This window comes from Bacillus sp. AC266, assembly GCF_979253805.1.
In genome coordinates this window covers 17,813-41,687 of record NZ_CEEDEC010000013.1, presented here as the reverse complement: position 1 = coordinate 41,687, position 23,875 = coordinate 17,813, and the positions used below count along the sequence as shown (strand labels likewise).

General features: G+C 35.8%; 25 protein-coding genes and 2 tRNA genes. 26 read left to right on the top strand and 1 reads right to left on the bottom strand.

Translation table 11 applies throughout. The features are described from left to right. Window positions 1–18 precede the first annotated feature (18 nt). Window positions 19–303, bottom strand: coding sequence for an AbrB/MazE/SpoVT family DNA-binding domain-containing protein (locus AC0IXC_RS28395; RefSeq protein WP_000843037.1), 285 nt, complete (start codon window positions 301–303; stop codon window positions 19–21). 519 nt (window positions 304–822) lie between these two features. Here AC0IXC_RS28395 and metG point away from each other — a divergent pair. The 26 genes from metG to AC0IXC_RS28265 all read left to right on the top strand — a co-directional run bounded on the left by metG (window position 823) and on the right by AC0IXC_RS28265 (window position 23,869). Continuing rightward, on the top strand, window positions 823–2,805 hold the full coding sequence (gene metG / locus AC0IXC_RS28390; RefSeq protein WP_002029324.1) for a methionine--tRNA ligase: 1,983 nt from the start codon (window positions 823–825) through the stop codon (window positions 2,803–2,805). A gap of 165 nt (window positions 2,806–2,970) precedes the next feature. Further along, window positions 2,971–3,738 carry a TatD family hydrolase gene (locus tag AC0IXC_RS28385; RefSeq protein WP_215590554.1) on the top strand — a complete coding sequence of 256 codons (768 nt, stop codon included), beginning with the start codon at window positions 2,971–2,973 and terminating at the stop codon, window positions 3,736–3,738. A 260-nt stretch (window positions 3,739–3,998) separates the two neighbouring features. Further along, complete coding sequence (rnmV, locus tag AC0IXC_RS28380; RefSeq protein ID WP_002029323.1) at window positions 3,999–4,556, top strand: ribonuclease M5; 558 nt, start codon at window positions 3,999–4,001, stop codon at window positions 4,554–4,556. Beyond that, window positions 4,553–5,431 carry a 16S rRNA (adenine(1518)-N(6)/adenine(1519)-N(6))-dimethyltransferase RsmA gene (gene rsmA / locus AC0IXC_RS28375; RefSeq protein WP_002091590.1) on the top strand — a complete coding sequence of 293 codons (879 nt, stop codon included), beginning with the start codon at window positions 4,553–4,555 and terminating at the stop codon, window positions 5,429–5,431. Before rnmV ends, rsmA begins: the two co-directional genes overlap by 4 nt. 117 nt (window positions 5,432–5,548) lie before the next feature. After that, the gene (yabG, locus tag AC0IXC_RS28370) at window positions 5,549–6,412 is read left to right on the top strand and encodes a sporulation peptidase YabG (protein WP_002009651.1); all 864 of its coding nucleotides are present in this window, start codon (window positions 5,549–5,551) and stop codon (window positions 6,410–6,412) included. 238 nt (window positions 6,413–6,650) lie between these two features. After that, window positions 6,651–6,914: a biofilm formation stimulator Veg gene (veg, locus tag AC0IXC_RS28365; protein WP_002009653.1), complete on the top strand. Its 264-nt coding sequence runs from the start codon at window positions 6,651–6,653 to the stop codon at window positions 6,912–6,914. Between the two features lie 91 nt (window positions 6,915–7,005). Next, window positions 7,006–7,185, top strand: coding sequence for an acid-soluble spore protein SspF (gene sspF / locus AC0IXC_RS28360; RefSeq protein ID WP_002094215.1), 180 nt, complete (start codon window positions 7,006–7,008; stop codon window positions 7,183–7,185). A gap of 196 nt (window positions 7,186–7,381) precedes the next feature. Continuing rightward, complete coding sequence (gene ispE / locus AC0IXC_RS28355) at window positions 7,382–8,251, top strand: 4-(cytidine 5'-diphospho)-2-C-methyl-D-erythritol kinase (RefSeq protein WP_012260164.1); 870 nt, start codon at window positions 7,382–7,384, stop codon at window positions 8,249–8,251. 54 nt (window positions 8,252–8,305) lie between these two features. Beyond that, entirely contained in the window at window positions 8,306–9,154 is an 849-nt protein-coding gene (purR, locus tag AC0IXC_RS28350; protein WP_002091587.1) for a pur operon repressor, read from the top strand. A 123-nt stretch (window positions 9,155–9,277) separates the two neighbouring features. Beyond that, window positions 9,278–9,652: a RidA family protein gene (locus AC0IXC_RS28345; RefSeq protein WP_000869819.1), complete on the top strand. Its 375-nt coding sequence runs from the start codon at window positions 9,278–9,280 to the stop codon at window positions 9,650–9,652. 152 nt (window positions 9,653–9,804) lie between these two features. Further along, window positions 9,805–10,098 carry a septation regulator SpoVG gene (spoVG, locus tag AC0IXC_RS28340; RefSeq protein ID WP_000454042.1) on the top strand — a complete coding sequence of 98 codons (294 nt, stop codon included), beginning with the start codon at window positions 9,805–9,807 and terminating at the stop codon, window positions 10,096–10,098. A 323-nt stretch (window positions 10,099–10,421) separates the two neighbouring features. After that, window positions 10,422–11,801, top strand: coding sequence for a bifunctional UDP-N-acetylglucosamine diphosphorylase/glucosamine-1-phosphate N-acetyltransferase GlmU (gene glmU, locus AC0IXC_RS28335; protein ID WP_002166365.1), 1,380 nt, complete (start codon window positions 10,422–10,424; stop codon window positions 11,799–11,801). Window positions 11,802–11,819: 18 nt separating this feature from the next. Then, on the top strand, window positions 11,820–12,773 hold the full coding sequence (locus AC0IXC_RS28330) for a ribose-phosphate diphosphokinase (protein ID WP_002091580.1): 954 nt from the start codon (window positions 11,820–11,822) through the stop codon (window positions 12,771–12,773). 72 nt (window positions 12,774–12,845) lie between these two features. Beyond that, window positions 12,846–13,406: an aminoacyl-tRNA hydrolase gene (pth, locus tag AC0IXC_RS28325; RefSeq protein ID WP_002144538.1), complete on the top strand. Its 561-nt coding sequence runs from the start codon at window positions 12,846–12,848 to the stop codon at window positions 13,404–13,406. Between the two features lie 70 nt (window positions 13,407–13,476). Next, entirely contained in the window at window positions 13,477–13,701 is a 225-nt protein-coding gene (locus tag AC0IXC_RS28320; protein ID WP_002091576.1) for an anti-sigma-F factor Fin family protein, read from the top strand. A gap of 105 nt (window positions 13,702–13,806) precedes the next feature. Next, window positions 13,807–17,337 (top strand): transcription-repair coupling factor, encoded by a 3,531-nt coding sequence (gene mfd, locus AC0IXC_RS28315; RefSeq protein WP_016102352.1) that lies wholly within the window; start codon window positions 13,807–13,809, stop codon window positions 17,335–17,337. 135 nt (window positions 17,338–17,472) lie between these two features. Continuing rightward, the gene (spoVT, locus tag AC0IXC_RS28310) at window positions 17,473–18,009 is read left to right on the top strand and encodes a stage V sporulation protein T (protein ID WP_002009670.1); all 537 of its coding nucleotides are present in this window, start codon (window positions 17,473–17,475) and stop codon (window positions 18,007–18,009) included. A gap of 231 nt (window positions 18,010–18,240) precedes the next feature. After that, window positions 18,241–19,842: a putative polysaccharide biosynthesis protein gene (locus AC0IXC_RS28305; protein WP_002029318.1), complete on the top strand. Its 1,602-nt coding sequence runs from the start codon at window positions 18,241–18,243 to the stop codon at window positions 19,840–19,842. A 12-nt stretch (window positions 19,843–19,854) separates the two neighbouring features. After that, window positions 19,855–21,315, top strand: a complete 1,461-nt coding sequence (gene yabN / locus AC0IXC_RS28300) for a bifunctional methyltransferase/pyrophosphohydrolase YabN (RefSeq protein ID WP_471653653.1) — start codon at window positions 19,855–19,857, stop codon at window positions 21,313–21,315. 14 nt (window positions 21,316–21,329) lie between these two features. Then, window positions 21,330–21,605, top strand: coding sequence for an RNA-binding S4 domain-containing protein (locus AC0IXC_RS28295; RefSeq protein ID WP_002009677.1), 276 nt, complete (start codon window positions 21,330–21,332; stop codon window positions 21,603–21,605). A gap of 58 nt (window positions 21,606–21,663) precedes the next feature. After that, a complete protein-coding gene (yabP, locus tag AC0IXC_RS28290; RefSeq protein ID WP_001059101.1) occupies window positions 21,664–21,972 on the top strand; it encodes a sporulation protein YabP in 309 nt (102 codons plus the stop codon). Further along, the gene (gene yabQ, locus AC0IXC_RS28285) at window positions 21,969–22,622 is read left to right on the top strand and encodes a spore cortex biosynthesis protein YabQ (RefSeq protein ID WP_002091573.1); all 654 of its coding nucleotides are present in this window, start codon (window positions 21,969–21,971) and stop codon (window positions 22,620–22,622) included. The genes yabP and yabQ overlap by 4 nt, the downstream gene beginning before the upstream one ends. Then, on the top strand, window positions 22,619–22,978 hold the full coding sequence (divIC, locus tag AC0IXC_RS28280) for a cell division protein DivIC (RefSeq protein ID WP_002091572.1): 360 nt from the start codon (window positions 22,619–22,621) through the stop codon (window positions 22,976–22,978). Before yabQ ends, divIC begins: the two co-directional genes overlap by 4 nt. A gap of 87 nt (window positions 22,979–23,065) precedes the next feature. Next, the gene (locus AC0IXC_RS28275) at window positions 23,066–23,551 is read left to right on the top strand and encodes a S1 domain-containing RNA-binding protein (protein WP_002009683.1); all 486 of its coding nucleotides are present in this window, start codon (window positions 23,066–23,068) and stop codon (window positions 23,549–23,551) included. A 159-nt stretch (window positions 23,552–23,710) separates the two neighbouring features. Next, a tRNA-Met gene (locus AC0IXC_RS28270) sits at window positions 23,711–23,784 on the top strand. 13 nt (window positions 23,785–23,797) lie between these two features. Then, window positions 23,798–23,869 (top strand) — tRNA-Glu (locus AC0IXC_RS28265). Window positions 23,870–23,875 lie beyond the last annotated feature (6 nt).

Here is a 23,875-nt window from a genome sequence, read left to right as displayed (position 1 = left end):
TTCTCATAATTGAGAAGCTTATTTTGCTGTTTCGATATAATCTTGAAGTTCGTTTAAGACTTGTTCAGCGCCTTCTTTACTTAAGATAATTTTACCTTCAGCTAAAGATAGGTTACCATCAGATACTTCACCAGTTACTTGGCAAGTCATGTTTGGTTTATATTTCTTTAAAATGATTTTTTCATCATCAACGTAGATTTCAAGAGCATCCTTTTCTGCAATACCTAAAGTACGGCGTAATTCGATTGGAATTACTACACGACCTAATTCATCAACTTTACGAACGATACCAGTAGATTTCATAATTCTTTTCCTCCTAAATAAATAGTTTATAAGTTTCGAGTCTATTTTTTTGATTCGTCATTTTTCGACAAAATACCCTATGGACATATGATACCAATCATTTACATTTCCGTCAATTATTAAATTCTATATTTTTTAAAAAGATTTATAGATTTTTATACTTCTTATATATGATAGAATGTAAGTCATTTCTACAATTGTTTTGTATTTTTTTTGTAATGTTTATACTTTTCGGGAAATATATTGTATATTTTTTTGAATATGAGTAATAGATGATAAAGATATCGAGCATTAACTCGTTTTTATCCCGCTATTTGCGAGCAGTAAGACTCCCACTTTAAAATTTAGCCGGAGCAAAGAAGTTAAGTGGGAGTCGGGCTGCTCGTAAAAGCCCGATTGGTGTGGGCTAATAATCCATGGGGGATGAACCCTCTCCACGGATTAAAGTTTCACTTTATATATGAGTTTTTGATATACTGTTTATAAATACATATGAGGTTATTCGGGAGGTCCAAAACGATGAAAGAGGAAAATAAGTCCTTTTATATTACTACCCCAATTTATTATCCAAGTGGAAAGTTACACATTGGACATGCTTATACGACAGTAGCAGGAGATGCGATGGCACGATATAAGCGTATGCAAGGATACAATGTTCATTATTTAACAGGAACTGATGAGCATGGACAGAAGATCCAAAAGAAAGCAGAAGAACTAAATGTTACACCACAGGCATATGTGGATAACATTGTATCAGGGATTAAAGAACTTTGGGAGAAGATGGATATCTCTTATGATGATTTTATTCGTACAACTGAAGATCGTCATAAAGATGTTGTTGAGAAAATCTTCAAGCAACTAGTAGATCAAGGCGATATTTATCTTGATGAATATGAAGGTTGGTATTCTGTACAAGATGAAACATTCTATACAGCGCATCAATTAGTAGATCCAATTATGGAAGGTGACAAAGTAGTTGGTGGAAAAAGCCCAGATAGTGGTCACGCTGTAGAACTTGTTCGCGAAGAGTCTTATTTCTTTAGAATGGGTAAATATGTAGACCGACTATTAAAGTTCTATGAAGATAACCCTCATTTCATTCAGCCGGAGTCCCGTAAAAATGAAATGATTAATAACTTCATTAAACCAGGATTAGAAGATTTAGCTGTTTCTCGTACTTCATTTGACTGGGGAGTTCGTGTTCCAGGTAACCCCAAACACGTTATTTACGTATGGGTAGATGCGTTGTCTAATTACATTACTGCATTAGGATATGGAACAGAAAATGAAGAGAAGTATAAAAAATTCTGGCCAGCAGATGTCCATTTAGTTGGGAAAGAAATCGTTCGTTTCCACACAATTTATTGGCCAATTATTTTAATGGCTTTAGATTTACCACTTCCGAAGAAAGTCTTTGCTCATGGCTGGATTTTAATGAAGGATGGAAAAATGAGTAAGTCAAAAGGAAACGTAGTAGATCCAGTTACACTAATTGATCGTTACGGATTAGATGCATTGCGTTACTACTTACTTCGCGAAGTTCCATTTGGATCTGATGGGGTATTCACACCAGAAGGATTTGTTGAACGAATCAACTTTGATTTAGCGAATGATTTAGGTAACTTATTAAATCGTACAGTAGCTATGATTGATAAATACTTTAACGGGGAAATCCCTGCATTTAAAGCAAATGTAACTGAGTTCGATGAAACGTTAGTGACATTTGCCAAAGATACATTGAAAAAAGTAGAAGAGGCAATGGAGAATATGGAATTCTCTGTAGCGCTAAGTTCCATTTGGCAATTAGTTAGCCGTACGAACAAATATATTGATGAAACGCAGCCGTGGGTATTAGCGAAGGATGAGAATGATCGCGAAAAACTTGCGTCTGTAATGGCCCACTTAGCTGAGGTACTTCGTCAAACAGGTATTATGCTTATGCCATTCCTAACAGTAGCACCAAGTAAGATGTTTGCTCAACTTGGACTTACTGAAGAGGCGCATAAATCTTGGGAAAGCCTATCTACAATTGGATGTATTCCAGCTGGAACAAAAGTAGAAAAAGGAAACCCAATCTTCCCTCGTTTGGAAATGGAAGTAGAAGTGGGGTATATTAAAGAACAAATGCAAGGTTCTGCTCCTAAAGTAGAAGAGAAAAAAGCAGAAGAACCAAAGGCAGAAGAAATTACAATTGATGATTTCTTTAAAGTAGAATTACGAGTAGCTGAAGTAATATCCGCTGAACCTGTGAAAAAAGCAGATAAGTTGTTAAAAATTCAGCTTGATTTAGGTACAGAGAAGCGCCAAGTGGTTTCTGGGATTGCTAAATTCTATTCCCCAGAAGAACTAAAAGGTAAAAAGGTTATTTGTGTAACGAATTTAAAACCTGTAAAATTACGTGGTGAATTATCACAAGGTATGATTTTAGCAGGTGAAGAGAATGGCGTATTGTCATTAGCGTCAATTGACCAGAATTTACCAAATGGTACAAAAATCAAGTAATTGAGACAAGAAAAGAGATGTTTCACGTGTAACATTGGTGAAGCGTCTTTTTTCTTTTTACATTCCGTTTTTTGCATTAAAATTGAAGTATTGTTATCGTTAAGTTAGAAAGAGTGTAGTTTTTCTATGAGAGAATTGATTTCAATATAAAAGGAGTTATTTATTATGTTGTTTGATACACATTCACATTTAAATGCAGAGCAATTTGAAGAAGATTTACAAGAAGTTATCGTGAGAATGAAAGAAGCGGGAGTTACATATACAGTTGTTGTTGGATTTGATGAAGTAACGATAAAGAAAGCAATTGAATTAGCAGAGGCTTATGATTTTATTTACGCTGCAGTTGGATGGCATCCTGTTGATGCAATCGATATGAAAGAAGAACATTTAGCTTGGTTAGAAGAATTAGCGGCTCATCCTAAAGTAGTTGCAATTGGGGAAATGGGATTAGATTATCACTGGGATAAGTCTCCAAAAGAAATACAGAAGGAAGTATTCCGTAAACAAATTGCATTAGCGAAAAAGGTGAAATTACCGATTATTATACATAACCGCGATGCAACTCAAGATATTGTTGATATCCTAGAGGAAGAGAATGCAGCTGAAGTAGGGGGCATTATGCATTGCTTTAGCGGTAGTGTAGAAGTAGCGCAGCGATGTGTCGATATGAACTTTTTAATTTCATTAGGTGGGCCAGTAACATTTAAAAATGCCAAGAAACCGAAAGAAGTTGCTATGGAGATTCCGTTAGAAAAATTATTGATAGAGACAGATTGCCCGTATTTAACACCACACCCATTTCGAGGGAAACGAAATGAACCTAGTTATGTAAAACTGGTAGCAGAAGAAATTGCGAATTTAAAAGGAATTTCTTATGACGAAGTAGCACAAGTAACAACAAAGAATGCCAAATCCTTATTTGGTGTTGAATAAAAAAGAATGGGGAGTCCCATTCTTTTTTTGTTTTTTGAGAAGAGAGATAGTAGAAGTGATAAGAACCCACTATTTACTCATAACATAAGTGTAGAAATATTGTGGATAAATTAAGATGGAGATAGAAGTGTTACAATAAGGATAGTGAACAAAGATTTTTCTCTTCTACTTTTTAAAATGTACGATTGGGAAAATAATAATGGAAAAGTCGTCATTTTTTTGTTTTACTAAGTAGAGATGAAAAGAGTGTGGAGGCAAGCATGAAAATTAAAGAGATTATCGTTGTAGAAGGTAAAGATGATACAGTTGCGATTAAACGTGCTGTTGATGCGGATACAATCGAAACGAACGGTTCAGCAATCGGTGATCACGTTATTGAGCAAGTTAAATTAGCGCAGCAAAAACGAGGCGTTATTATTTTCACAGATCCGGATTATCCTGGAGAGCGTATTCGAAAAATTATTTCTGACAAGGTTCCTGGATGTAAGCATGCTTTTTTAACGAAGGAAGAAGCACTTGCTAAAAGGAAAAAGGGTGTTGGAATCGAACATGCTTCTAATGAGTCGATTCGCCGTGCTTTAGAGAATATACATGAAGAAATGGAAGCTTACACAAGTGAAATTAGTTGGAGTGATCTAGTCGATGCGGGCTTAGTGGGCGGAGAAATGGCAAAGAGTCGCAGAGAAAGAGTGGGTAAGCTATTAAAGATTGGTTATACAAACGCAAAACAGTTACATAAACGTTTACAAATGTTTCAGGTTTCAAAGGAATCATTTGCAGAAGCTTATAAGCAAGTAATACAGGAGGAAAAAAAATGAAGGATATCGCAACACCAAATCGTACGAAAGACATTGTTGAAAAGTATGGATTTTCATTCAAAAAAAGTTTAGGACAAAATTTTTTAATTGATACGAATGTATTAAATCGTATCGTTGATCACGCAGAAATCGGTTCAGAAAGTGGCGCAATTGAAATTGGACCAGGTATCGGTGCGTTAACAGAGCAATTGGCAAAGCGTGCTAAAAAAGTAGTGGCTTTTGAAATTGATCAGAGATTATTACCAATTTTAGACGAGACGTTAGCTCCATATAGCAACGTTACAGTTATAAATAAAGATGTACTAAAAGCAGATGTACATGAAGTGTTTAGTGAGCAATTTGAAGAAGGGCAAGATGTAATGGTAGTAGCTAACTTACCATACTATATTACAACGCCAATTTTATTTAAATTGCTTGAAGAAAAATTACCGGTTCGTGGATTTGTTGTTATGATGCAAAAAGAAGTTGGGGATCGTTTAGCTGCTAAACCAGGAACGAAAGAGTATGGTTCTTTATCAATTGCCATTCAGTATTATACAGAGGTAGAAACAGTTATGACTGTACCGCGTACAGTGTTTGTGCCACAACCAAATGTTGATTCTGCGATTATCCGTCTTCTAAAGCGTCCTAAACCAGTTGTAGAAGTGACAGATGAAACTTTCTTCTTTGAAGTAGTACGAGCGAGTTTCGCACAGCGTCGTAAAACTTTAATGAATAATTTATCAAATAATTTAAATGGTTTCCCGAAAGATAAAGAGCTGTTGGATCGAATTTTGACAGAAGTAGGAATTGATCCGAAGCGAAGAGGCGAAACGCTATCTATCGAAGAGTTTGCAACATTAAGTAATGCATTAATTCTTCATAAATTGTCATAAGAATATGAAAGGGACAGTTCAATTTGAGCTGTCCCTTTTGTCACCTTTCCTTTCCTAAATTCATACTTTAAAAACAGGTAAGATGGCCTAACGAGTTTGGAGTTTGGAGGTAGGAGAATGGATTTACATGTTGGAGAATTAGTTGAACGATATTCTCATAATAGGGATATTCTTTTTCGTATTATAGAAATAAAAGGCGATATGGCAATATTATTTGGAGAGGAAATTAGACTTGTGGCGGATGCACCACTTGCAGATTTAGTTAGTATAGATCAACGAGAACATAAAAATAGAGTGAAGCGTGAAAAAGAAACGATGGAGCGTACTTACCGGTTGTTTCAGCAAGATTACGTGTTGATGAAACAAAGACATGAACATAATTCAACTGGTGGATATACAAGTGAAGTGAATTATTTTCAAATGCCAGGACGTGTATTGCATATAGATGGAGATCCTTTATATTTGCGCAAGTGCTTAGATTTATATAATAAAATAGGCGTTCCTGTTCAAGGTATTCATTGTAAGGAAACGGAGATGCATGAAAAGGTAGTAGACTTAATAGATCATTTTCGCCCAGACATTTTAGTTATTACAGGACATGATGCATATACAAAGTCAAAAGGAGTTATGGGAGATTTAGCAGCATATAGACATTCTAGACATTTTGTACAGGCCGTTCGAGAAGTGCGGAAAAAGTATCCATCGTTAGATCAACTCGTTATTTTTGCTGGGGCTTGTCAATCACACTTTGAGGCGTTGATTCGGGCAGGTGCTAATTTTGCTAGTTCACCGTCTAGAATTAATATTCATGCTCTAGATCCTGTATATGTAGTTGGCAAAATTAGTTTCACTTCATTTATGGAAAGAGTAAATGTATGGGACGTTGTGCGTAATACAATTACTGGCGAAAAGGGACTAGGCGGAATTGAAACAAGAGGGATTTTACGAACAGGATTGCCCTTTCAACATTATGACGAATGAGCAAGGTACATACGTATCTTGCTTTTTTATGTGGAAATGATTTAAATGAGTCTGGATAAAAAGCGGCAAGAACGTGCAGACTATACAATGATACTTTTAGAATATAGTATTTCTTCTATCTATTTGAACGCATGATGCTTTTATAATGATATTGTCTGTGAATTGCGGTTAATAATTGGGATAGATATATCGTGTTTTAAGTGTTCAATCTAAATTACAGCGAGGTGTAGCAAAGTATATGTCAAAACGTTTAGATGAAATTAAAAGCGAATTAGATCACCATCTTGGACAGCGACTTATGTTAAAGGCAAATAGTGGGAGAAGAAAAACTGTGGAGCAATCAGGTGTACTTGCAGAAACGTATCGTTCTGTGTTTGTTGTACAATTAGACCAGCAAGAAGATGCATTGCAACGTGTATCTTATAGTTATGCAGATGTTTTAACAGAGACAGTAGAGCTAACATTTTACGATGAATCTCAAAATGAAGTATTTTATAATTAATGTATTTTTCGTTACATATATTCCCATAAATGAAAAGCTATATTATTTTGCATACTAATTATACCGTAGCAAAATAAGGAGGGACTCTGCATTGAGTAGACGAAGAGGAGTCATGTCAAATCAATTTAAAGAAGAGCTTGCAAAAGAGCTTGGATTTTATGATGTTGTTCAGAAAGAAGGATGGGGCGGAATTCGTGCGAAAGATGCTGGTAATATGGTGAAACGTGCTATAGAAATTGCAGAACAGCAATTAATGAAACGAAACCAGTAGTTGTAAGATACTTTCTATGCTACGGTAGCCGAGGAGAGATTCCTCGGCTTTTTGCACGCTAAAAGGTGCCATCATTTGACATAAGTAGTTTCATTCTGAATGCTTTTCGATATAATTAGGGAAGTGTCATCGTCTTACTATAAATTTATGGTAAAATAAACGATAAAAGATTGAGTACATAGAGTGGGTGAATAGATTGAAGCTACTAGTGAAAGCACCAGCAAAGATTAATCTGTCGTTAGATGTACTGGGAAAAAGACAAGATGGATATCATGAAGTGAAAATGATTATGACAACAATCGACTTGGCAGATCGTTTAGAGCTAACGGAATTAGCAGAAGACCGTATTGAAATTTTGTCCCATAATCGGTATGTCCCAGACGACCAACGCAATTTAGCTTATCAAGCAGCGAAATTATTAAAAGTGAAGTTTAATGTAAAAAAAGGTGTGTCTATTACTATTGAAAAAACGATTCCAGTAGCCGCTGGATTAGCAGGTGGAAGTAGTGATGCAGCAGCGACATTACGTGGCCTTAATAAGTTATGGAATTTAGGGCTAACAATCGATGAATTAGCAAAGCTTGGCGCAGAAATTGGATCAGATGTATCGTTCTGTGTATATGGTGGAACTGCTATTGCCACTGGAAGAGGAGAAGAAATTGAACATATAAAGACTCCGCCTTCTTGTTGGGTTGTTTTAGCAAAGCCCCACATTGGTGTATCTACTGCTGACGTGTACGGAAATTTAAAATTAAATCGTGTTACTCATCCAAATGTAGATAAAATGGTTGAAGTCATTAACCATGGCGATTATAAAGGAATTTGTGATACTGTTGGTAACGTTTTAGAAGATGTGACGTTTGCGATGCATCCCGAGGTTGCACGTATTAAATCACAGATGAAACGCTTTGGGGCAGATGCCGTATTAATGAGTGGAAGTGGCCCAACTGTATTTGGTCTTGTACACCATGATTCGCGAATGCACCGCATATATAACGGGTTAAAAGGATTTTGCGAGCAAGTATATGCAGTGCGTTTATTAGGAGAGCGAGAAACGCTTGAATAAAGACGTATAATACGTTATGATTTGTTTAGAATATTCGTGATTTGAGGTGAGAGTATGAAAATTAGACGAAGTACAAGATTGGTCGATCTGACGTATTACTTGTTACAAAATCCTCGTCAGCTAGTTTCTCTCACTTTTTTTGCTGAAAGGTATCAATCGGCTAAATCTTCCATTAGTGAAGATTTAGTTATTATTAAGCAAACGTTTGAACAACAAGGTGTCGGCACATTGCAAACGGTACCAGGAGCAGCAGGAGGAGTGAAATATATTCCTTATATAAGTGAAGAAGAGGCAAATCTGATTATTAACGAGCTTTGTAGCTTATTTGAAAACCCAGACCGTATTTTGCCTGGCGGTTACTTATATATGACGGATCTTTTAAGTAATCCTCGCCAGATTAATGGCGCAGGTCGTTTATTTGCTTCTGTTTTTGCTAGGCAACCAATTGATGCGGTTATGACGGTAGCGACAAAAGGAATTCCGCTTGCTTATGCAGTAGCGAACTACTTAGATGTACCGGTAGTAATTGCGAGAAAAGATAATAAGGTAACAGAAGGACCCACTGTTAGTATTAACTATGTATCAGGTTCCTCTAAGCGAATCCAAACGATGACTTTAGCAAAGCGTAGCCTTCCAGAAGGGTCCAATGTTTTAATTATTGATGACTTTATGAAAGCTGGCGGAACCATTCAAGGTATGATGAGCATGCTAGAAGAGTTTAAAGCTAATGTTGTTGGGATTGGCGTATTAGTAGAGTCTACGGATATTGAAGAAAGACTTATTAATAACTTTGTATCATTAATTCGTCTGTCAGAAGTTGATGTGAAAGAAAAAGCGATTCAAGTGGAAAAGGGGAATTATGCACTTGCACCATTTGATAAAGGGCTTGTAGAGGCTGAATAAAAAGGTAAAGCAGATAGCTTTACCTTTTTTTATTCCTATTTATAAATTACAAAATAGATGGACAAACTGCCTTTGGTACACTATTTTTAAAGAGTAAAAATAAATAATAAAAGGGTGAAAAGTATGAAAGTTGTTCAAACAAGCAAAGCACCACAGGCAATCGGACCATATTCACAAGGGATTATTGTAAATAATATGTTCTATAGTTCAGGACAAATTCCGTTAACGGCAAGTGGAGAACTTGTAACAGGAGATGTAACAGTACAAACAGAGCAAGTATTTGAAAATTTACAAGCGGTATTAGCAGAAGCAGGTGCTTCATTTGATACAGTGGTAAAAACAACAGTATTCTTGAAGGATATGGATGATTTTAATGCTGTTAATGAAGTATACGGTTCTTATTTCTCTACTCATAAACCAGCGCGTTCTTGTGTACAAGTAGCAAAATTACCGAAAGATGTTTCTGTTGAAATCGAAGTAATTGCCCTAGTTAAGTAACTCTTTGTAAGCGATAACCTCTACTAATCCTTATATTCAACTACAATAAAAATTTTTATCTTAAAAATTTTTAAAAAATTAAAGGAAAAATAGAAATTTTGTGGAATTTATACAAATATATCGCTTATTTAGAAAAGGGTGGTGAACACAAGATGGAAGTGACTGACGTAAGATTACGCCGCGTAAACACAGAAGGCCGCATGAGAGCAATTGCCTCTATTACTCTAGACCATGAATTTGTTGTTCATGATATTCGTGTAATTGATGGTAATAATGGATTATTTGTAGCAATGCCAAGTAAACGTACTCCAGATGGAGAATTCCGTGACATTGCACATCCAATTAATTCTAATACACGCTCTAAAATTCAAGATGCGGTTTTAACAGAGTATCATCGTTTAGGCGAGTTAGAAGAGGTTGAGTTTGAAGAAGCAGGCGCTTCGTAAAATTCGAATGAAAAGGGCTTTTGAAAGAAAGTCTTATAATTTTGTAGCAAACTCCTGTAAGCATTTACAGGAGTTTGTTTTTTTTGAATAATACACGTTTCTAATTATAAAAATTCATATTTTGAAAAAATAAAGATGAAAAACTTCTAATTTTTTCAAAATCATTTAAAATAGTATAGCTTATTCCTTAAAAAAGATACTAAAGAGTAAAACATCTTATAAGAATTATGGTAAAATTTAATAGTTATAATGTGTTTCTTGAAATATATGATGATTTAGGATAATATCGTTAATGGATAAATAGGTTGCGATGGAGGGTCTATATGTCAAACAGATTTGCAGTGATTCTAGCTGCAGGTAAAGGCACACGTATGAAGTCCAAGCTATACAAAGTGCTGCATCCTGTATGTGGAAAACCAATGGTACAACATGTAGTCAATGAAGTATCTCAATTAGGATTGCAGAAACTTGTAACAGTCGTTGGACATGGTGCTGAAAAGGTACAAGAACAGCTAGGAAACGTAAGTGAGTTTGCATTACAAGCAGAACAACTTGGTACAGCTCATGCTGTTGATCAAGCTGCAAGTGTACTTGCAAATGAAGAGGGAACAACTTTAGTTATTTGTGGTGATACACCTCTAATAACTGCTGAAACGATGGAAGCATTGCTTCAGCAACACGAAGAAGCGGGAGCAATGGCGACGGTACTAACAGCGTACATAGAAGAGCCTGCTGGATATGGCCGTATCGTTCGTAATGAGAATGGTCATGTTGAAAAGATTGTTGAGCATAAGGATGCAAATGAAAAAGAATTAGCTATTAAAGAAATCAATACAGGTACGTATTGTTTTGATAATAAAGCTTTATTTGCTTCACTTTCTAAAGTTTCAAATGATAATGTACAGGGCGAATATTACCTTCCGGACGTTATTGAAATTTTAAAAAATGAAGGTCATATTGTATCAGCTTATCAAACAGAGCACTTCGATGAAACGTTAGGTGTTAACGACAGAGTCGCTCTATCGCAAGCGGAAATTATTATGAAAAATCGTATCAACAGAAAGAACATGGTAAATGGTGTTACAATTATTGATCCAAGTAACACATACATTTCTGCGGATGCAGTTATTGGTAGTGATACAGTTCTTCACCCAGGAACGGTTATTGAGGGGAACACTGTAATTGGTTCTGATTGTGAAATTGGACCGCATACAGTAATTCGCGATAGTGAAATTGGAGATCGTACGGTAATTCGTCAATCTACTGTACATGACAGCAAACTTGGTACAGAAGTATCAGTTGGTCCATTTGCACATATTCGCCCAGATTCAGTTATTGGAGATGAAGTGCGCGTTGGAAACTTCGTAGAAATCAAAAAAACTGTTTTTGGTAATAGAAGTAAAGCTTCACACTTAAGTTATATCGGGGATGCACAAGTTGGAGAAGACGTGAATCTTGGTTGTGGTTCAATTACGGTGAACTACGACGGCAAGAATAAATTTAAAACTGTAATTGGTAACGGGGTATTTATTGGATGTAATTCAAACCTTGTTGCGCCTGTAACAGTTGAAGATGGTGCTTATGTGGCAGCAGGCTCTACAATAACAGAGAATGTTCCATCAAAAGCATTATCAGTAGCACGTGCACGTCAAGTTAACAAAGAAGACTATGTTGATCAATTGCTGAATAAGAAAAAATCATAATGTGGAGGGTTAATCTAGATGTCGACTCAATATCTAAATTCTAATTTGAAAGTATTCTCTTTAAACTCTAATAAGGAACTTGCTGAGCAAATCGCAAAGCATATTGGAGTAGGACTAGGAAAATGTTCTGTTGATCGTTTTAGTGATGGAGAAGTTCAAATTAACATTGAAGAAAGTATCCGTGGTTGCGATGTATTCATTATTCAATCTACAAGCTTCCCAGTAAACGAACATATCATGGAATTACTTATTATGATTGATGCATTAAAACGTGCATCTGCAAAAACAATTAATATTGTTATTCCTTACTATGGTTATGCGCGTCAAGACCGTAAAGCGCGTTCTCGTGAACCAATTACATCGAAACTTGTAGCAAACTTGCTTGAAACAGCAGGTGCAACTCGTGTAATCACTCTAGATTTACATGCTCCGCAAATTCAAGGATTCTTTGATATCCCGATCGACCACTTAATGGGTGTACCGATTCTTTCAGACTACTTTGAAGCAAAAGGCCTTAAAGATATCGTAATCGTATCTCCTGATCACGGTGGTGTAACTCGTGCTAGAAAAATGGCAGATCGCCTAAAAGCGCCAATCGCTATTATTGATAAGCGTCGTCCTCGTCCGAATGTATCTGAGGTAATGAACATTATCGGTAACATCGAAGGCAAAACAGCAATTTTAATTGATGACATCATTGATACAGCTGGTACAATTACATTAGCGGCAAACGCTCTTGTTGAGAACGGTGCTTCTGAAGTATATGCTTGCTGTACACACCCAGTATTATCTGGTCCAGCAATTGAGCGTATTCAAAATTCGAATATTAAAGAGTTAGTTGTAACGAACTCTATCGTATTACCAGAAGAGAAGAAAATTGATAAAGTACATGAACTTTCAGTTGCTCCATTAATCGGAGAAGCAATCATTCGTGTATACGAAGAAGAATCTGTAAGTGTATTATTCAATTAATTGGATAGAATGAGACGTAACCAAGCTTGGTTACGTCTTTTCGTATCGAAAAAAGAAAGTAGTGGTACAAGAATGAAATTAATAGTAGGACTTGGGAACCCAGGTAGAGAATATGAATTAACAAGGCATAATATTGGATTTATGGCAATCGATGAACTTGCAAAACGTTGGAGTATTTCTTTGAATGAACAAAAGTTTAAAGGGGTATTTGGCGCAGGTTTTGTTAATGGGGAAAAAGTAATCTTACTAAAGCCACTTACATATATGAATTTATCTGGGGAAAGTATCCGTCCACTCATGGATTATTATAAAATTGATGTCGAGGACTTCATTGTTATGTACGATGATTTAGATATTCCTGTAGGTAAATTACGCCTTCGCATGAAAGGTAGTGCGGGTGGACATAATGGTGTGAAATCAACAATTTCACATTTAGGAACACAAGAATTTCAACGTATCCGCATGGGAATCGATCGTCCGAAAAATGGGATGAAAGTAGTGGATTACGTATTAGGACGTTTTACATCTGAAGAAATATCTGGCGTTAATCAATCCATTGAAAATGCAGCAGATGCATGTGAGGAATGGTTAAATAAACCTTTTCTCCAAATCATGAATACTTTTAATAGTTAAGCGCACAATCTGGAATATTTTATTTTGTTTTATCCCATACTAGTAGCAATTGGATATTTAGGAGGCTAGTATGGAAGGTTATTATTACTGTAGACATTGTGGAAGTAATGTGGGCTCCATTATCGCAGAAAAAGTATATAGCGACGTTTTGTTTCAACTAACAGAGCAAGAAGTAGTGGATATGATTCATTTTCATGAGAATGGAAATATATATATAAAAACGATTTGTGAATCGTGTCAAGAAACGCTCGCATCTTATCCTGAGTATTATGAATATGAAAAATTTCTGCAATAAAATGTTGTCGCTTTGGCGTGTCCAAAGCATTTTTCTGTTTTCTTTTTCCAAAATATTTGCATAAAATATAGTAACTTGCTCTTTATGTTGAGAGGAGTTTTGAAAATGATAGGTTTATTAGAGCAATTTTATAAAAATGAAGAAATACAATCGGTTATTAATGGGCTAGAAGATGGGTTGAAAGAACAACTTGTATCGGGTATGGCAACATCCTCTCGTTCATTATTAATGGCAGCTTTATATAAAAAGACAAAGCAATCACAACTTATCGTGACGCACAATTTATACCAAGCACAAAAAGTACATGAAGATTTAGTGGCGTTACTTGGTGAAAAAGATGTTTGGCTATATCCGGTAAATGAATTGATAGCATCGGAGGTTGGTGTTGCAAGTCCAGAATTGAAGGCACAGCGTATTGAAGTGTTAAATCGCTTAGCTGCAGGAGAGAATGGGATTATTGTAGCGCCAGTTGCAGGGCTGCGTAGGTTTTTACCAATAAAAGAATTATGGAAGCAAAGGCAAATTGAAATCAATCTAGGGCAAGAGATTGATTTAGATGCACTCTTGCATACTTTACATCATATTGGCTACGAGCGTAAGTCAATGGTAGAAGCTCCAGGAGAGTTCAGTTTACGCGGGGGAATATTAGATATTTACCCATTAACGGAAGAATTACCGTTTCGTATTGAATTCTTCGATACAGAAGTCGATTCTATTCGATTGTTTGATGTGGATGAACAGCGTTCTCAAGATAAAAAGGAAAGTGTTAAGTTCGGTCCAGCAACAGAGTTTTTATTTTCACAGGAAGAATTGAAATCGGGAATTAAGCATCTTGAAGAAGGTTTGACTAAGACGATGCAAAAGCTTTCCGATGATAAATTAAAGACTACTGTGCTTGAGACGGTTAGTCATGAAATTGAAATGTTGAAAAACGGGCAGAGTATAGAACAAATGTTTAAATATTTATCTATTTTCTATAAAGAACCTGCTAGTCTGATAGATTATTTACCAGAAAATGGTGTTGTGATTTTAGATGAGATTTCCCGTATTCAAGAAACAGCATCACATCTTGAAACAGAAGAAGCGGAATGGTATATCTCACTTCTTGGCGAAGGAACAATTATTCAGGATTTATCTTTCTCCCACTCGTTTGAGGAGTTTCTTCATAATAAAAAAAGAAGTTTTGTATATTTAACGTTATTCTTACGCCATATAGCACACACACATCCTCAAAATATTGTAAATGTGACATGTAAAACGATGCAAGATTTCCACGGACAGATGCATTTGTTAAAAACTGAAATTGATAGATGGAATGAAGGTAATTTTACGACCGTTGTGCTTGGAACAGATGATGAACGTGTAAAAAAACTACAACATATTTTAAGTGATTATGATATTGATGCAGACATTGTAGAGGCGACAGATATCTTATTGCCTGGAAGGTTGCAAATTGCTGTAGGTGATTTACATGCAGGCTTTGAAATGCCGATGCAAAAGTTTGTTGTCATTACTGAAAAGGAGCTTTTTCATAAGAAGGTTAAAAAATCACAACGTAAGCAAAAGTTATCTAACGCTGAACGTATTAAAAGTTATTCGGAATTAAAAGTTGGAGACCATGTAGTTCATGTAAATCATGGTATAGGTAAATTTTTAGGTATTGAGACATTAGAGATTAATGGTGTTCATAAAGATTATTTAAATATTAAATATCAAGGTAATGATAAGTTATACGTTCCAATTGAACAAATTGATCAAGTGCAAAAATACGTAGGGTCTGAAGGTAAGGAACCAAAAGTTTATAAATTAGGCGGAAATGATTGGAAGAAGGTCAAAACGAAAGTTGAAAAATCTGTACAAGACATTGCAGATGACCTAATTAAATTATATGCCGAGCGTGAAGCTTCGAAAGGTTATGCATATACACCAGATACGGCAGAGCAACAAGAGTTTGAATCTTTATTCCCATATCAAGAGACAGAGGATCAATTACGTTCTATTGAAGAGATTAAGAAAGATATGGAACGCGGACGTCCGATGGATAGGCTTCTTTGTGGTGACGTAGGATATGGAAAGACTGAAGTAGCTATTCGTGCGGCATTTAAAGCAATTATGGATGAAAAACAAGTTGCGATTTTAGTACCAACAACAATCCTTGCACAACAACACTATGAAACAATTCGAGAGCGTTTTCAAGATTATCCGATTAATATAGGGTTACTAAGTAGATTCCGTACACGAAAACAACAAAATGAAACGATTAAAGGTTTAAAAGATGGAACGGTGGATATTGTAATCGGAACGCATCGTATTTTATCTAAAGATGTTACTTATAAAGATTTAGGACTTCTTATTATTGATGAAGAACAAAGATTCGGCGTTACACATAAAGAAAAAATTAAACAATTGAAAGCAAATGTTGACGTGTTAACATTAACGGCAACTCCGATTCCACGTACACTTCATATGTCTATGCTTGGTGTGCGCGATTTATCTGTTATTGAGACACCACCAGAGAATCGTTTCCCAGTACAAACATATGTAGTAGAGTATAATCCAGCGTTAATGCGAGAAGCGATAGAGCGAGAGTTAGCAAGAGGCGGTCAAATTTACTTCCTATATAACCGTGTGGAGGATATTGAAAGAAAAGCAGATGAAATTTCGATGTTAGTTCCAGATGCTCGTGTAACATACGCACATGGGAAAATGAATGAAGGTGAATTAGAGTCTGTTATGCTATCGTTTTTAGAAGGGCAGCATGATGTTCTTGTAAGTACAACAATTATTGAGACGGGTGTAGATATTCCGAATGTAAATACATTAATTGTATTTGATGCAGATCGTATGGGATTATCGCAGTTGTATCAGCTTCGTGGTCGTGTTGGGCGTTCTAATCGCGTCGCGTATGCATACTTTGCATACAAACGTGATAAAGTGTTATCGGAAGTTGCAGAGAGGCGTCTGCAAGCAATTAAAGAGTTTACAGAGCTTGGATCTGGTTTCAAAATTGCGATGAGAGACTTATCAATTCGTGGTGCGGGTAATTTGTTAGGGGCAGAACAACATGGATTTATTGATTCTGTCGGATTTGATCTATATTCTCAAATGTTAAAAGATGCAATTGAGCAACGTAGAGGAACAGACGGAGTTGAAAATACCGTTAATGTTGAAATTGATTTAGAAGTAGATGCATATTTACCGGATGCGTACATTTCAGATAGTAAACAAAAAATTATGATGTATAAACAATTTAGAGGTATTTCTGCAATTGAGGATATTGAAGAGCTGCAGGAAGAGATGATCGACAGATTTGGTGATTATCCACAAGAGGTTGGTTATTTATTACAAATTGCAAACATTAAAGTGTTGGCAATGAAAGAACAAATTGAGTTAATTAAGCAAAATAAATTTGAAGTAACATTCCTGTTTTCTGAACAAGCGAGCCAAAATATAGATGGTGGAAAATTATTCATGCTAGGAAGTAGTTTTGGCCGTATGATCGGTCTGGGTATGGAGGGGTCACAATTGAAAATTGTGATGAAAACGAATGGATTAGAGACGTCGAAATGGTTAACAATTGCTGAAAATTTATTAAAAGGCTTGCCAGATGTAAAAAAAGAAGTAATAAATGCCTAATATAAGATAAAAAATACAATTCGACGTGCATAGAAGAACTAATGTGTAAAATACTATGTTTAATAGTTGGTGATTTTTACATGAACAGGTAAATTCACCACTTTGATCATCAGTAGAAAGTGAGGCAGCATTAGAATGAAAGCAACTGGAATCGTACGTCGAATTGATGATTTAGGCAGGGTAGTAATTCCGAAGGAAATTCGTAGAACTTTACGTATTCGTGAGGGAGATCCACTAGAAATATTTGTTGATCGCGATGGAGAAGTGATTTTGAAAAAATATTCTCCAATTAGTGAACTAGGTAATTTTGCAAAGGAATATACGGAAGCTTTATACGATAGCTTAGGACATAATGTGCTTGTATGCGATCGTGATTCTATTATCGCAGTAGCAGGCGCATCTAAAAAAGAATACTTAAATAAAAGTGTTGGCGATTTAATTGAGAAGACAATGGAAGAGCGTAAGTCTGTAATTATGACAGATGAAAGCGAAATTTCAATTATTGATGGAGTAACAGAAAAAGTGAGCTCTTATACAATTGGCTCGATTATTGCAAATGGAGATCCAATCGGAGCTGTCGTTATCTTCTCTAAAGAGGCTATTATAAGTGAAGTAGAGCATAAATCAGTAAATACAGCTGCAAGCTTTTTAGCGAAACAAATGGAGCAGTAGCGAAGTGTAATTTCTATAAGTAGCAATCTTTCCTAATTATGATATTTCTATTTGAGAAATTAACTATTTGGAGATATAAGTATATTGAACGAAGGTAGCGCTTTGCTACCTTTTTTCATTGAATATTTTTGCTGTTGAAAGAAGTCAGTGAATGTAAGGAATATGAAGGAGAGCCAGTTTTTCTTTGTGATATAATACGAGGGGTGAGAATAGAAAAAGGAGTTTTCTTGTATGGAAGCGAAGAAGTACCAAGCCTTTTGGCGTGGGGCTATTATATTAACAATCGCAAGTTTTGTTACGAAGGTATTAAGCGCTTTTTACCGTATTCCATATCAAAATATAGCGGGTGATGTTGGTTTTTATATTTACCAACAAATTTATCCGTTTTATGGATTTTGTTTGATTTTAGCTACTTATGGGTTTCCCATTATTATTTCAAAAATGGTCGCAGAAAGATTAGAACGAGGAAAACAAAAAGAAGCAGAAGAAATTATTTGTGTATCTTTTTGGTTTTTATTAGGAATTGGATTTATAGGGTTTTTCACATTATTCTTTGGGGCCGAAACAATTGCATCGGCTATGGGCGATATACATTTAGATAAATTATTACGTGTTATTTCGTTTTCATTCCTACTAATGCCATTTTTATCTGTAGCGAGAGGATATTTTCAAGGTTTCAATAATATGATGCCGACGGCTGTTTCGCAAGTAATTGAACAAACGATTCGTGTTTCTATTATTGTATTTTTATCACTATTCCTTATTGCTCATGGATTTGATTTATATACAGTTGGTGCGGGTGCCATGCTAGGTTCAATTGCAGGCGGGCTTATTGGGATTATCGTACTTTTACTTTATATGCGTCATGATTTCCATGCTATTTTCTTCAAAGGATGGAAGGGAATTAGAAATAAAAAAGGGATTGTTCGAATCCTTTTTTGGCAGGGATTAGCGATTTGTGTTAGTAATTTAGTCCTTATTTTTATACAAATGGCGGATTCTATTTCCTTGTATACTTTGCTTATTCGTGCGGGAGAGCAAGTTGAAAATGCAAAGGTACTAAAAGGTGTTTATGATAGAAGTATCCCGCTTATGCAATTAGGTACTGTTGTGACAACTTCTTTCTCATTGTCACTTATTCCTATTATTACAGCGGCGAAAGAAAGAGGAGATCTTTCATTTATTCAAGAAAAGGTAAAGTTAGCAATGAAAATAACATTTGTTATTGGATCTGCAGCTGCTATTGGATTAACTTGTATTATTCAACCTACAAATATTATGTTGTTTGAAAATAGTGATGGATCAGATGTGTTATCGATTTTATCTTTATCTATTTTATTTAGTTCATTGTCAATTACAACTGCTTCCATTTTGCAAGGAGTGGGACAAACATTAAAACCAGCAATATTCGTTGTATTTGGAGGTTGTTTGAAGTTAGTTTTAAACTATATATTAATGCCGTATTTTGGTGTAAAGGGAGCTGCAATTGCAACTTTAGTTGCGCTTATTGTAATTGCCTTGCTAAATAGTGTGTTACTTATGCGAGCTGTATCGGAGCCGCTTATTGATAGGCGGAATATGTTAGGTGTAGCTATTAGTGGTATCGGTATGGGGTTTGTATTAATAATCTTTATGCGTATGTTACGAATGTCCGGATTAGTAATTGATACAGGACATAGAGGAATTGCGACGCTTGAAGCGCTGTTAGGTGTAGCTATCGGTGGATTAGCATATATGTTTTTAATTTTAAAATTACGTGTATTTACAAAAGAAGAATTAGGAACCGTTATGAAACAAGAGAAAAAAGAAGGTTCATTGAAGAAGAGTGGATAGAGGTGACTGGTTGTGAGTGGAATCATTACTATTTTAGGGTTAGGTGCTGGTGAGTTAGATCAGTTAACGATGGGTGTATATCGAAAGATAAAAGAAGCAGACCATATGTTTGTTAGAACGAAGGAGCACCCAGTTATAGAAGAATTGGAGAAAGAAGCTATAAAGTATACGGCCTTTGATAATGTATATGAGGCACATGATACATTTGAAATCGTATATGAAACAATTGCGAATACATTGCTAGAACAAGCTAAAGGCGCAGAAATTATTTATGCTGTTCCAGGTCATCCGCTTGTAGCAGAAAGAACAGTTCAGCTACTTTTGGAAAAAGGAGAAGCAGCAAATATTGAAGTGCGAATTGAAGGTGGACAAAGTTTCCTTGATCCGATGTTTGCAAGTCTAAAAATTGATCCGATTGAAGGGTTCCAATTAATTGATGCTACATCATTTGAAAGAGGACAATTAGAATTACGTCAACATTTAATCTTTTGCCAAGTGTATGATGCATTCGTTGCTTCAGATGTGAAGCTAACGTTAATGGAGATTTTGCCAGATGATTACGAAGTGTATATCGTAACAGCTGCAGGGACTTCATTCGAGCAAGTGAAAAAGGTATCGTTATACATGTTAGATCACGAAACAGAATTAAATAATTTAACGAGTGTGTATGTACCGCCGGTTAAGGAACGTGCGTCCTTATATCAGCAGTTTGATGTGCTTAGAGCAATTATTGCTGATCTTCGTGGACCGAATGGTTGCCCATGGGATAAAAAGCAAACTCATCAATCTTTAAAGAAATACTTAATTGAAGAAGCGTATGAAGTGCTAGAAGCAATTGATGAAGAGGATGATGATCATTTAGTAGAAGAACTAGGTGATATATTATTACAAGTTATGCTTCATGCCCAAATTGGAGAGGATGAAGGTTGGTTCTCTATAGATGATATTATTCGGACTTTAGCTGAGAAAATGGTTCGTCGTCATCCGCATGTGTTTGGGGATACGGATGTAAATAATGCTGATGAAGTGATTGCAAATTGGGAAGAAATTAAAAAACAAGAAAAGGGATTCGTGAAAGAATCTGTTTTAGCGGGTATTCCAAAAAGCTTGCCACAACTAATGCGTGCTTATGAAATTCAGAAGAAAGCTGGAAAGGTTGGATTTGATTGGGTTGATGTGCAGCCGATGATAGAGAAGGCCTTAGAAGAATGGCAAGAATTCCACCAAGAAGTTGTAAACATGGATGAGAAAAAGATGCTAGGTGAATTTGGTGATTTACTATTTGCATTTGTGAATATAGCTCGTCATTATAAATTAGATCCAGAAGAAGCGTTACGTTCAACTAATGAGAAATTTATGGATCGCTTTTTATACATGGAAGCAAAAGTAGCTGAAATGAATAAGGAAATGCAAGATTTATCATTAGAACAGTTAGATATTTTATGGGAAGAGGCAAAACAAACAGAGCGTTAATAGGGGGATTTGATATGCGTCTAGATAAATTTTTGAAAGTATCACGTTTAATTAAAAGAAGAACATTAGCAAAAGAAGTGTCTGACCAAGGAAGAATTTCGATTAATGGCCAAGTGGCAAAAGCGAGTTCAGATGTGAAGGTAGAGGATGAATTAACAATTCGTTTCGGGCAAAAAATAGTAACTGTGAAAGTAAATGAATTGAAAGAAACAACTAAAAAAGAAGATGCAGCAAACATGTATAGTCTCGTTCGTGAGGAAAAAGTGAAAGCGGAAGAAGGCTTGTTCTAAAATAGGTTAGCCCTTCATACATTATTATTAGCTAGTATAAAGCTATGGGGGGATTTTCGTGAATAATGGTTACTCACCTATGTCTTCTAATCAACAAAATGTTTCTGTAGAGCATGATATTATCATGCGTGGCAGGCGTGTAATCGATATTACTGGTGTAAAGCAAGTAGAGAGTTTTGATAGCGAAGAGTTTTTACTCGAGACTGTAATGGGTTTTTTAACAATTCGTGGTCAAAATTTGCAAATGAAGAATTTAGATGTAGAAAAGGGTGTTGTATCAATTAAAGGGAAAGTTCATGAAATGCTGTATATTGATGAGAACCAAGGGGAGAAAACTAAAGGCTTCTTTAGTAAGCTGTTTAAATGAGCCTAACAATTCAGTTGTATACAATGCTTTCGATGATTGGAATGGGTGCTTGGATTGGTGCTTCTTTAGATACATACCAACGGTTTTTAAAACGCCAAGAGCGTAAACGTTGGCTTGTATTTATACATGATATACTATTTTGGATTGTCCAAGCATTATTCGTTTTTTATGTATTACTGCGTGTAAATGAAGCTGAACTACGTATATATGTATTTTTGGCGTTACTATGTGGTTTTGCAGCATATCAAAGCTTATTGAAAGCACTATACATGAAGATGTTAAATTTTCTCATCTATATTTTTGTACAAACAACACAATTTTTTGTTCGAATTATACAGCTACTCATGATAAAACCTGTTATTATTATAGCACAGCTATTTATTGCATTTATATTATTCTTATTTCGTATACTGCTTTCAATTGGACATGTGTTATGGAAAATGGTGATTTGGATATTACTTTTCATATGGAAAGTTTTTTTCTCGCCTGTTCGGTTTATTGCTTCGCTCATATGGAAACTTCTCCCTAATCGTGTTAAACTTTTTATAATGAAGCATGTAGGGTTCCTGCAATATGTAGCAAAATTGAAGGGACATATCTTCCAATTATGGGTGCGTATAAAAAAGAAGTTAGGGGGACCTCGGAAATGAGGGAACTGAGACAAAGAACAATCGACAAACAGAGTCCAAATCCTGTTAAAGAACATATAATACAAACGGATGAGAACAGGAAGCGACTTTATCGCCGTTTAGCGGTTTTTCTTGTCTTTGCTTTTACAATTATTGCTAGTATTAGTGTGACGTTTTATCAACAAAACAGTTCCATTAAAGCAAAAGAAGCAAAAGTTAAGGACATGAAAAAAGAACTGGATTCATTAACGAAAAAAGAAAAGAATCTAAAAGATGAAGTTCAAAAGTTGAATGATGAAGAGTACGTTTTAAAGATTGCTAGAAGGGATTATTTCTTCTCCGGAAAAGGGGAGATAATTTTTCCTGTTTCTAAGTAGAGTATGTCTTATTGACACTGTATTTTAGGATTATATATAATAAAGTAAAATTTGACTTTTTAACCACTAAGGAGGAGCATTTTTTTTATGTCAATCGAGGTAGGCAGCAAGTTACAGGGTAAAGTAACAGGTATTACAAATTTTGGGGCTTTTGTGGAGCTGCCAGAAGGCTTAACAGGTCTTGTTCATATTAGTGAAGTTGCTGATAATTATGTGAAAGATATTAACGATCACTTAAAAGTAGGCGACCAAGTAGAAGTAAAAGTTATCAATGTTGAAAAAGATGGCAAAATTGGCCTATCTATTAAGAAAGCGAAAGAACGTGAAAAAACAGAAGGAGATCGTCCACGCGGTGAATACCAACGTGGTGGTGATCAACAACGTTCTGGACGTCCACAACGTAATAATCGTTCTTCCAACAGAGATAACCGCGGTGGCGGTAACGAACGAGCTCCAAAAGAAACATTTGAGCAAAAGATGGCACGCTTTTTAAAAGATAGTGAAGATCGTTTAACTTCTTTAAAGCGTAACACAGAATCTAAACGTGGTGGCCGTGGCGCACGTCGCGGATAATGAGTCCGTTTAATTCTTAACATATAGAGAGGTACCCAGAGTAATTACTCGGGTACTTTTTTATGTGAGAGAATATATTTTTAAAAAAGTTTTTGAGATGTATTGACTTTAAAATATATCTGATGTAATATACTAATTGTCCGTTAAATACGACGACATGGCGGTGTAGCTCAGCTGGCTAGAGCGTACGGTTCATACCCGTGAGGTCGGGGGTTCGATCCCCTCCGCCGCTATATTTAATTTAACGGCCCGTTGGTCAAGTGGTTAAGACACCGCCCTTTCACGGCGGTAACACGGGTTCGAATCCCGTACGGGTCATCTAAA

What these genes read in the sequence shown, in the direction of transcription:
- AC0IXC_RS28395 (WP_000843037.1), bottom strand. Translation starts at nt 303, where the DNA reads ATGAAATCTACTGGTATCGTTCGTAAAGTTGATGAATTAGGTCGTGTA.
- metG (WP_002029324.1), top strand. Translation starts at nt 823, where the DNA reads ATGAAAGAGGAAAATAAGTCCTTTTATATTACTACCCCAATTTATTAT.
- AC0IXC_RS28385 (WP_215590554.1), top strand. Translation starts at nt 2,971, where the DNA reads ATGTTGTTTGATACACATTCACATTTAAATGCAGAGCAATTTGAAGAA.
- rnmV (WP_002029323.1), top strand. Translation starts at nt 3,999, where the DNA reads ATGAAAATTAAAGAGATTATCGTTGTAGAAGGTAAAGATGATACAGTT.
- rsmA (WP_002091590.1), top strand. Translation starts at nt 4,553, where the DNA reads ATGAAGGATATCGCAACACCAAATCGTACGAAAGACATTGTTGAAAAG.
- yabG (WP_002009651.1), top strand. Translation starts at nt 5,549, where the DNA reads ATGGATTTACATGTTGGAGAATTAGTTGAACGATATTCTCATAATAGG.
- veg (WP_002009653.1), top strand. Translation starts at nt 6,651, where the DNA reads ATGTCAAAACGTTTAGATGAAATTAAAAGCGAATTAGATCACCATCTT.
- purR (WP_002091587.1), top strand. Translation starts at nt 8,306, where the DNA reads ATGAAAATTAGACGAAGTACAAGATTGGTCGATCTGACGTATTACTTG.
- AC0IXC_RS28345 (WP_000869819.1), top strand. Translation starts at nt 9,278, where the DNA reads ATGAAAGTTGTTCAAACAAGCAAAGCACCACAGGCAATCGGACCATAT.
- spoVG (WP_000454042.1), top strand. Translation starts at nt 9,805, where the DNA reads ATGGAAGTGACTGACGTAAGATTACGCCGCGTAAACACAGAAGGCCGC.
- glmU (WP_002166365.1), top strand. Translation starts at nt 10,422, where the DNA reads ATGTCAAACAGATTTGCAGTGATTCTAGCTGCAGGTAAAGGCACACGT.
- AC0IXC_RS28330 (WP_002091580.1), top strand. Translation starts at nt 11,820, where the DNA reads ATGTCGACTCAATATCTAAATTCTAATTTGAAAGTATTCTCTTTAAAC.
- pth (WP_002144538.1), top strand. Translation starts at nt 12,846, where the DNA reads ATGAAATTAATAGTAGGACTTGGGAACCCAGGTAGAGAATATGAATTA.
- AC0IXC_RS28320 (WP_002091576.1), top strand. Translation starts at nt 13,477, where the DNA reads ATGGAAGGTTATTATTACTGTAGACATTGTGGAAGTAATGTGGGCTCC.
- mfd (WP_016102352.1), top strand. Translation starts at nt 13,807, where the DNA reads ATGATAGGTTTATTAGAGCAATTTTATAAAAATGAAGAAATACAATCG.
- spoVT (WP_002009670.1), top strand. Translation starts at nt 17,473, where the DNA reads ATGAAAGCAACTGGAATCGTACGTCGAATTGATGATTTAGGCAGGGTA.
- AC0IXC_RS28305 (WP_002029318.1), top strand. Translation starts at nt 18,241, where the DNA reads ATGGAAGCGAAGAAGTACCAAGCCTTTTGGCGTGGGGCTATTATATTA.
- AC0IXC_RS28295 (WP_002009677.1), top strand. Translation starts at nt 21,330, where the DNA reads ATGCGTCTAGATAAATTTTTGAAAGTATCACGTTTAATTAAAAGAAGA.
- yabQ (WP_002091573.1), top strand. Translation starts at nt 21,969, where the DNA reads ATGAGCCTAACAATTCAGTTGTATACAATGCTTTCGATGATTGGAATG.
- divIC (WP_002091572.1), top strand. Translation starts at nt 22,619, where the DNA reads ATGAGGGAACTGAGACAAAGAACAATCGACAAACAGAGTCCAAATCCT.
- AC0IXC_RS28275 (WP_002009683.1), top strand. Translation starts at nt 23,066, where the DNA reads ATGTCAATCGAGGTAGGCAGCAAGTTACAGGGTAAAGTAACAGGTATT.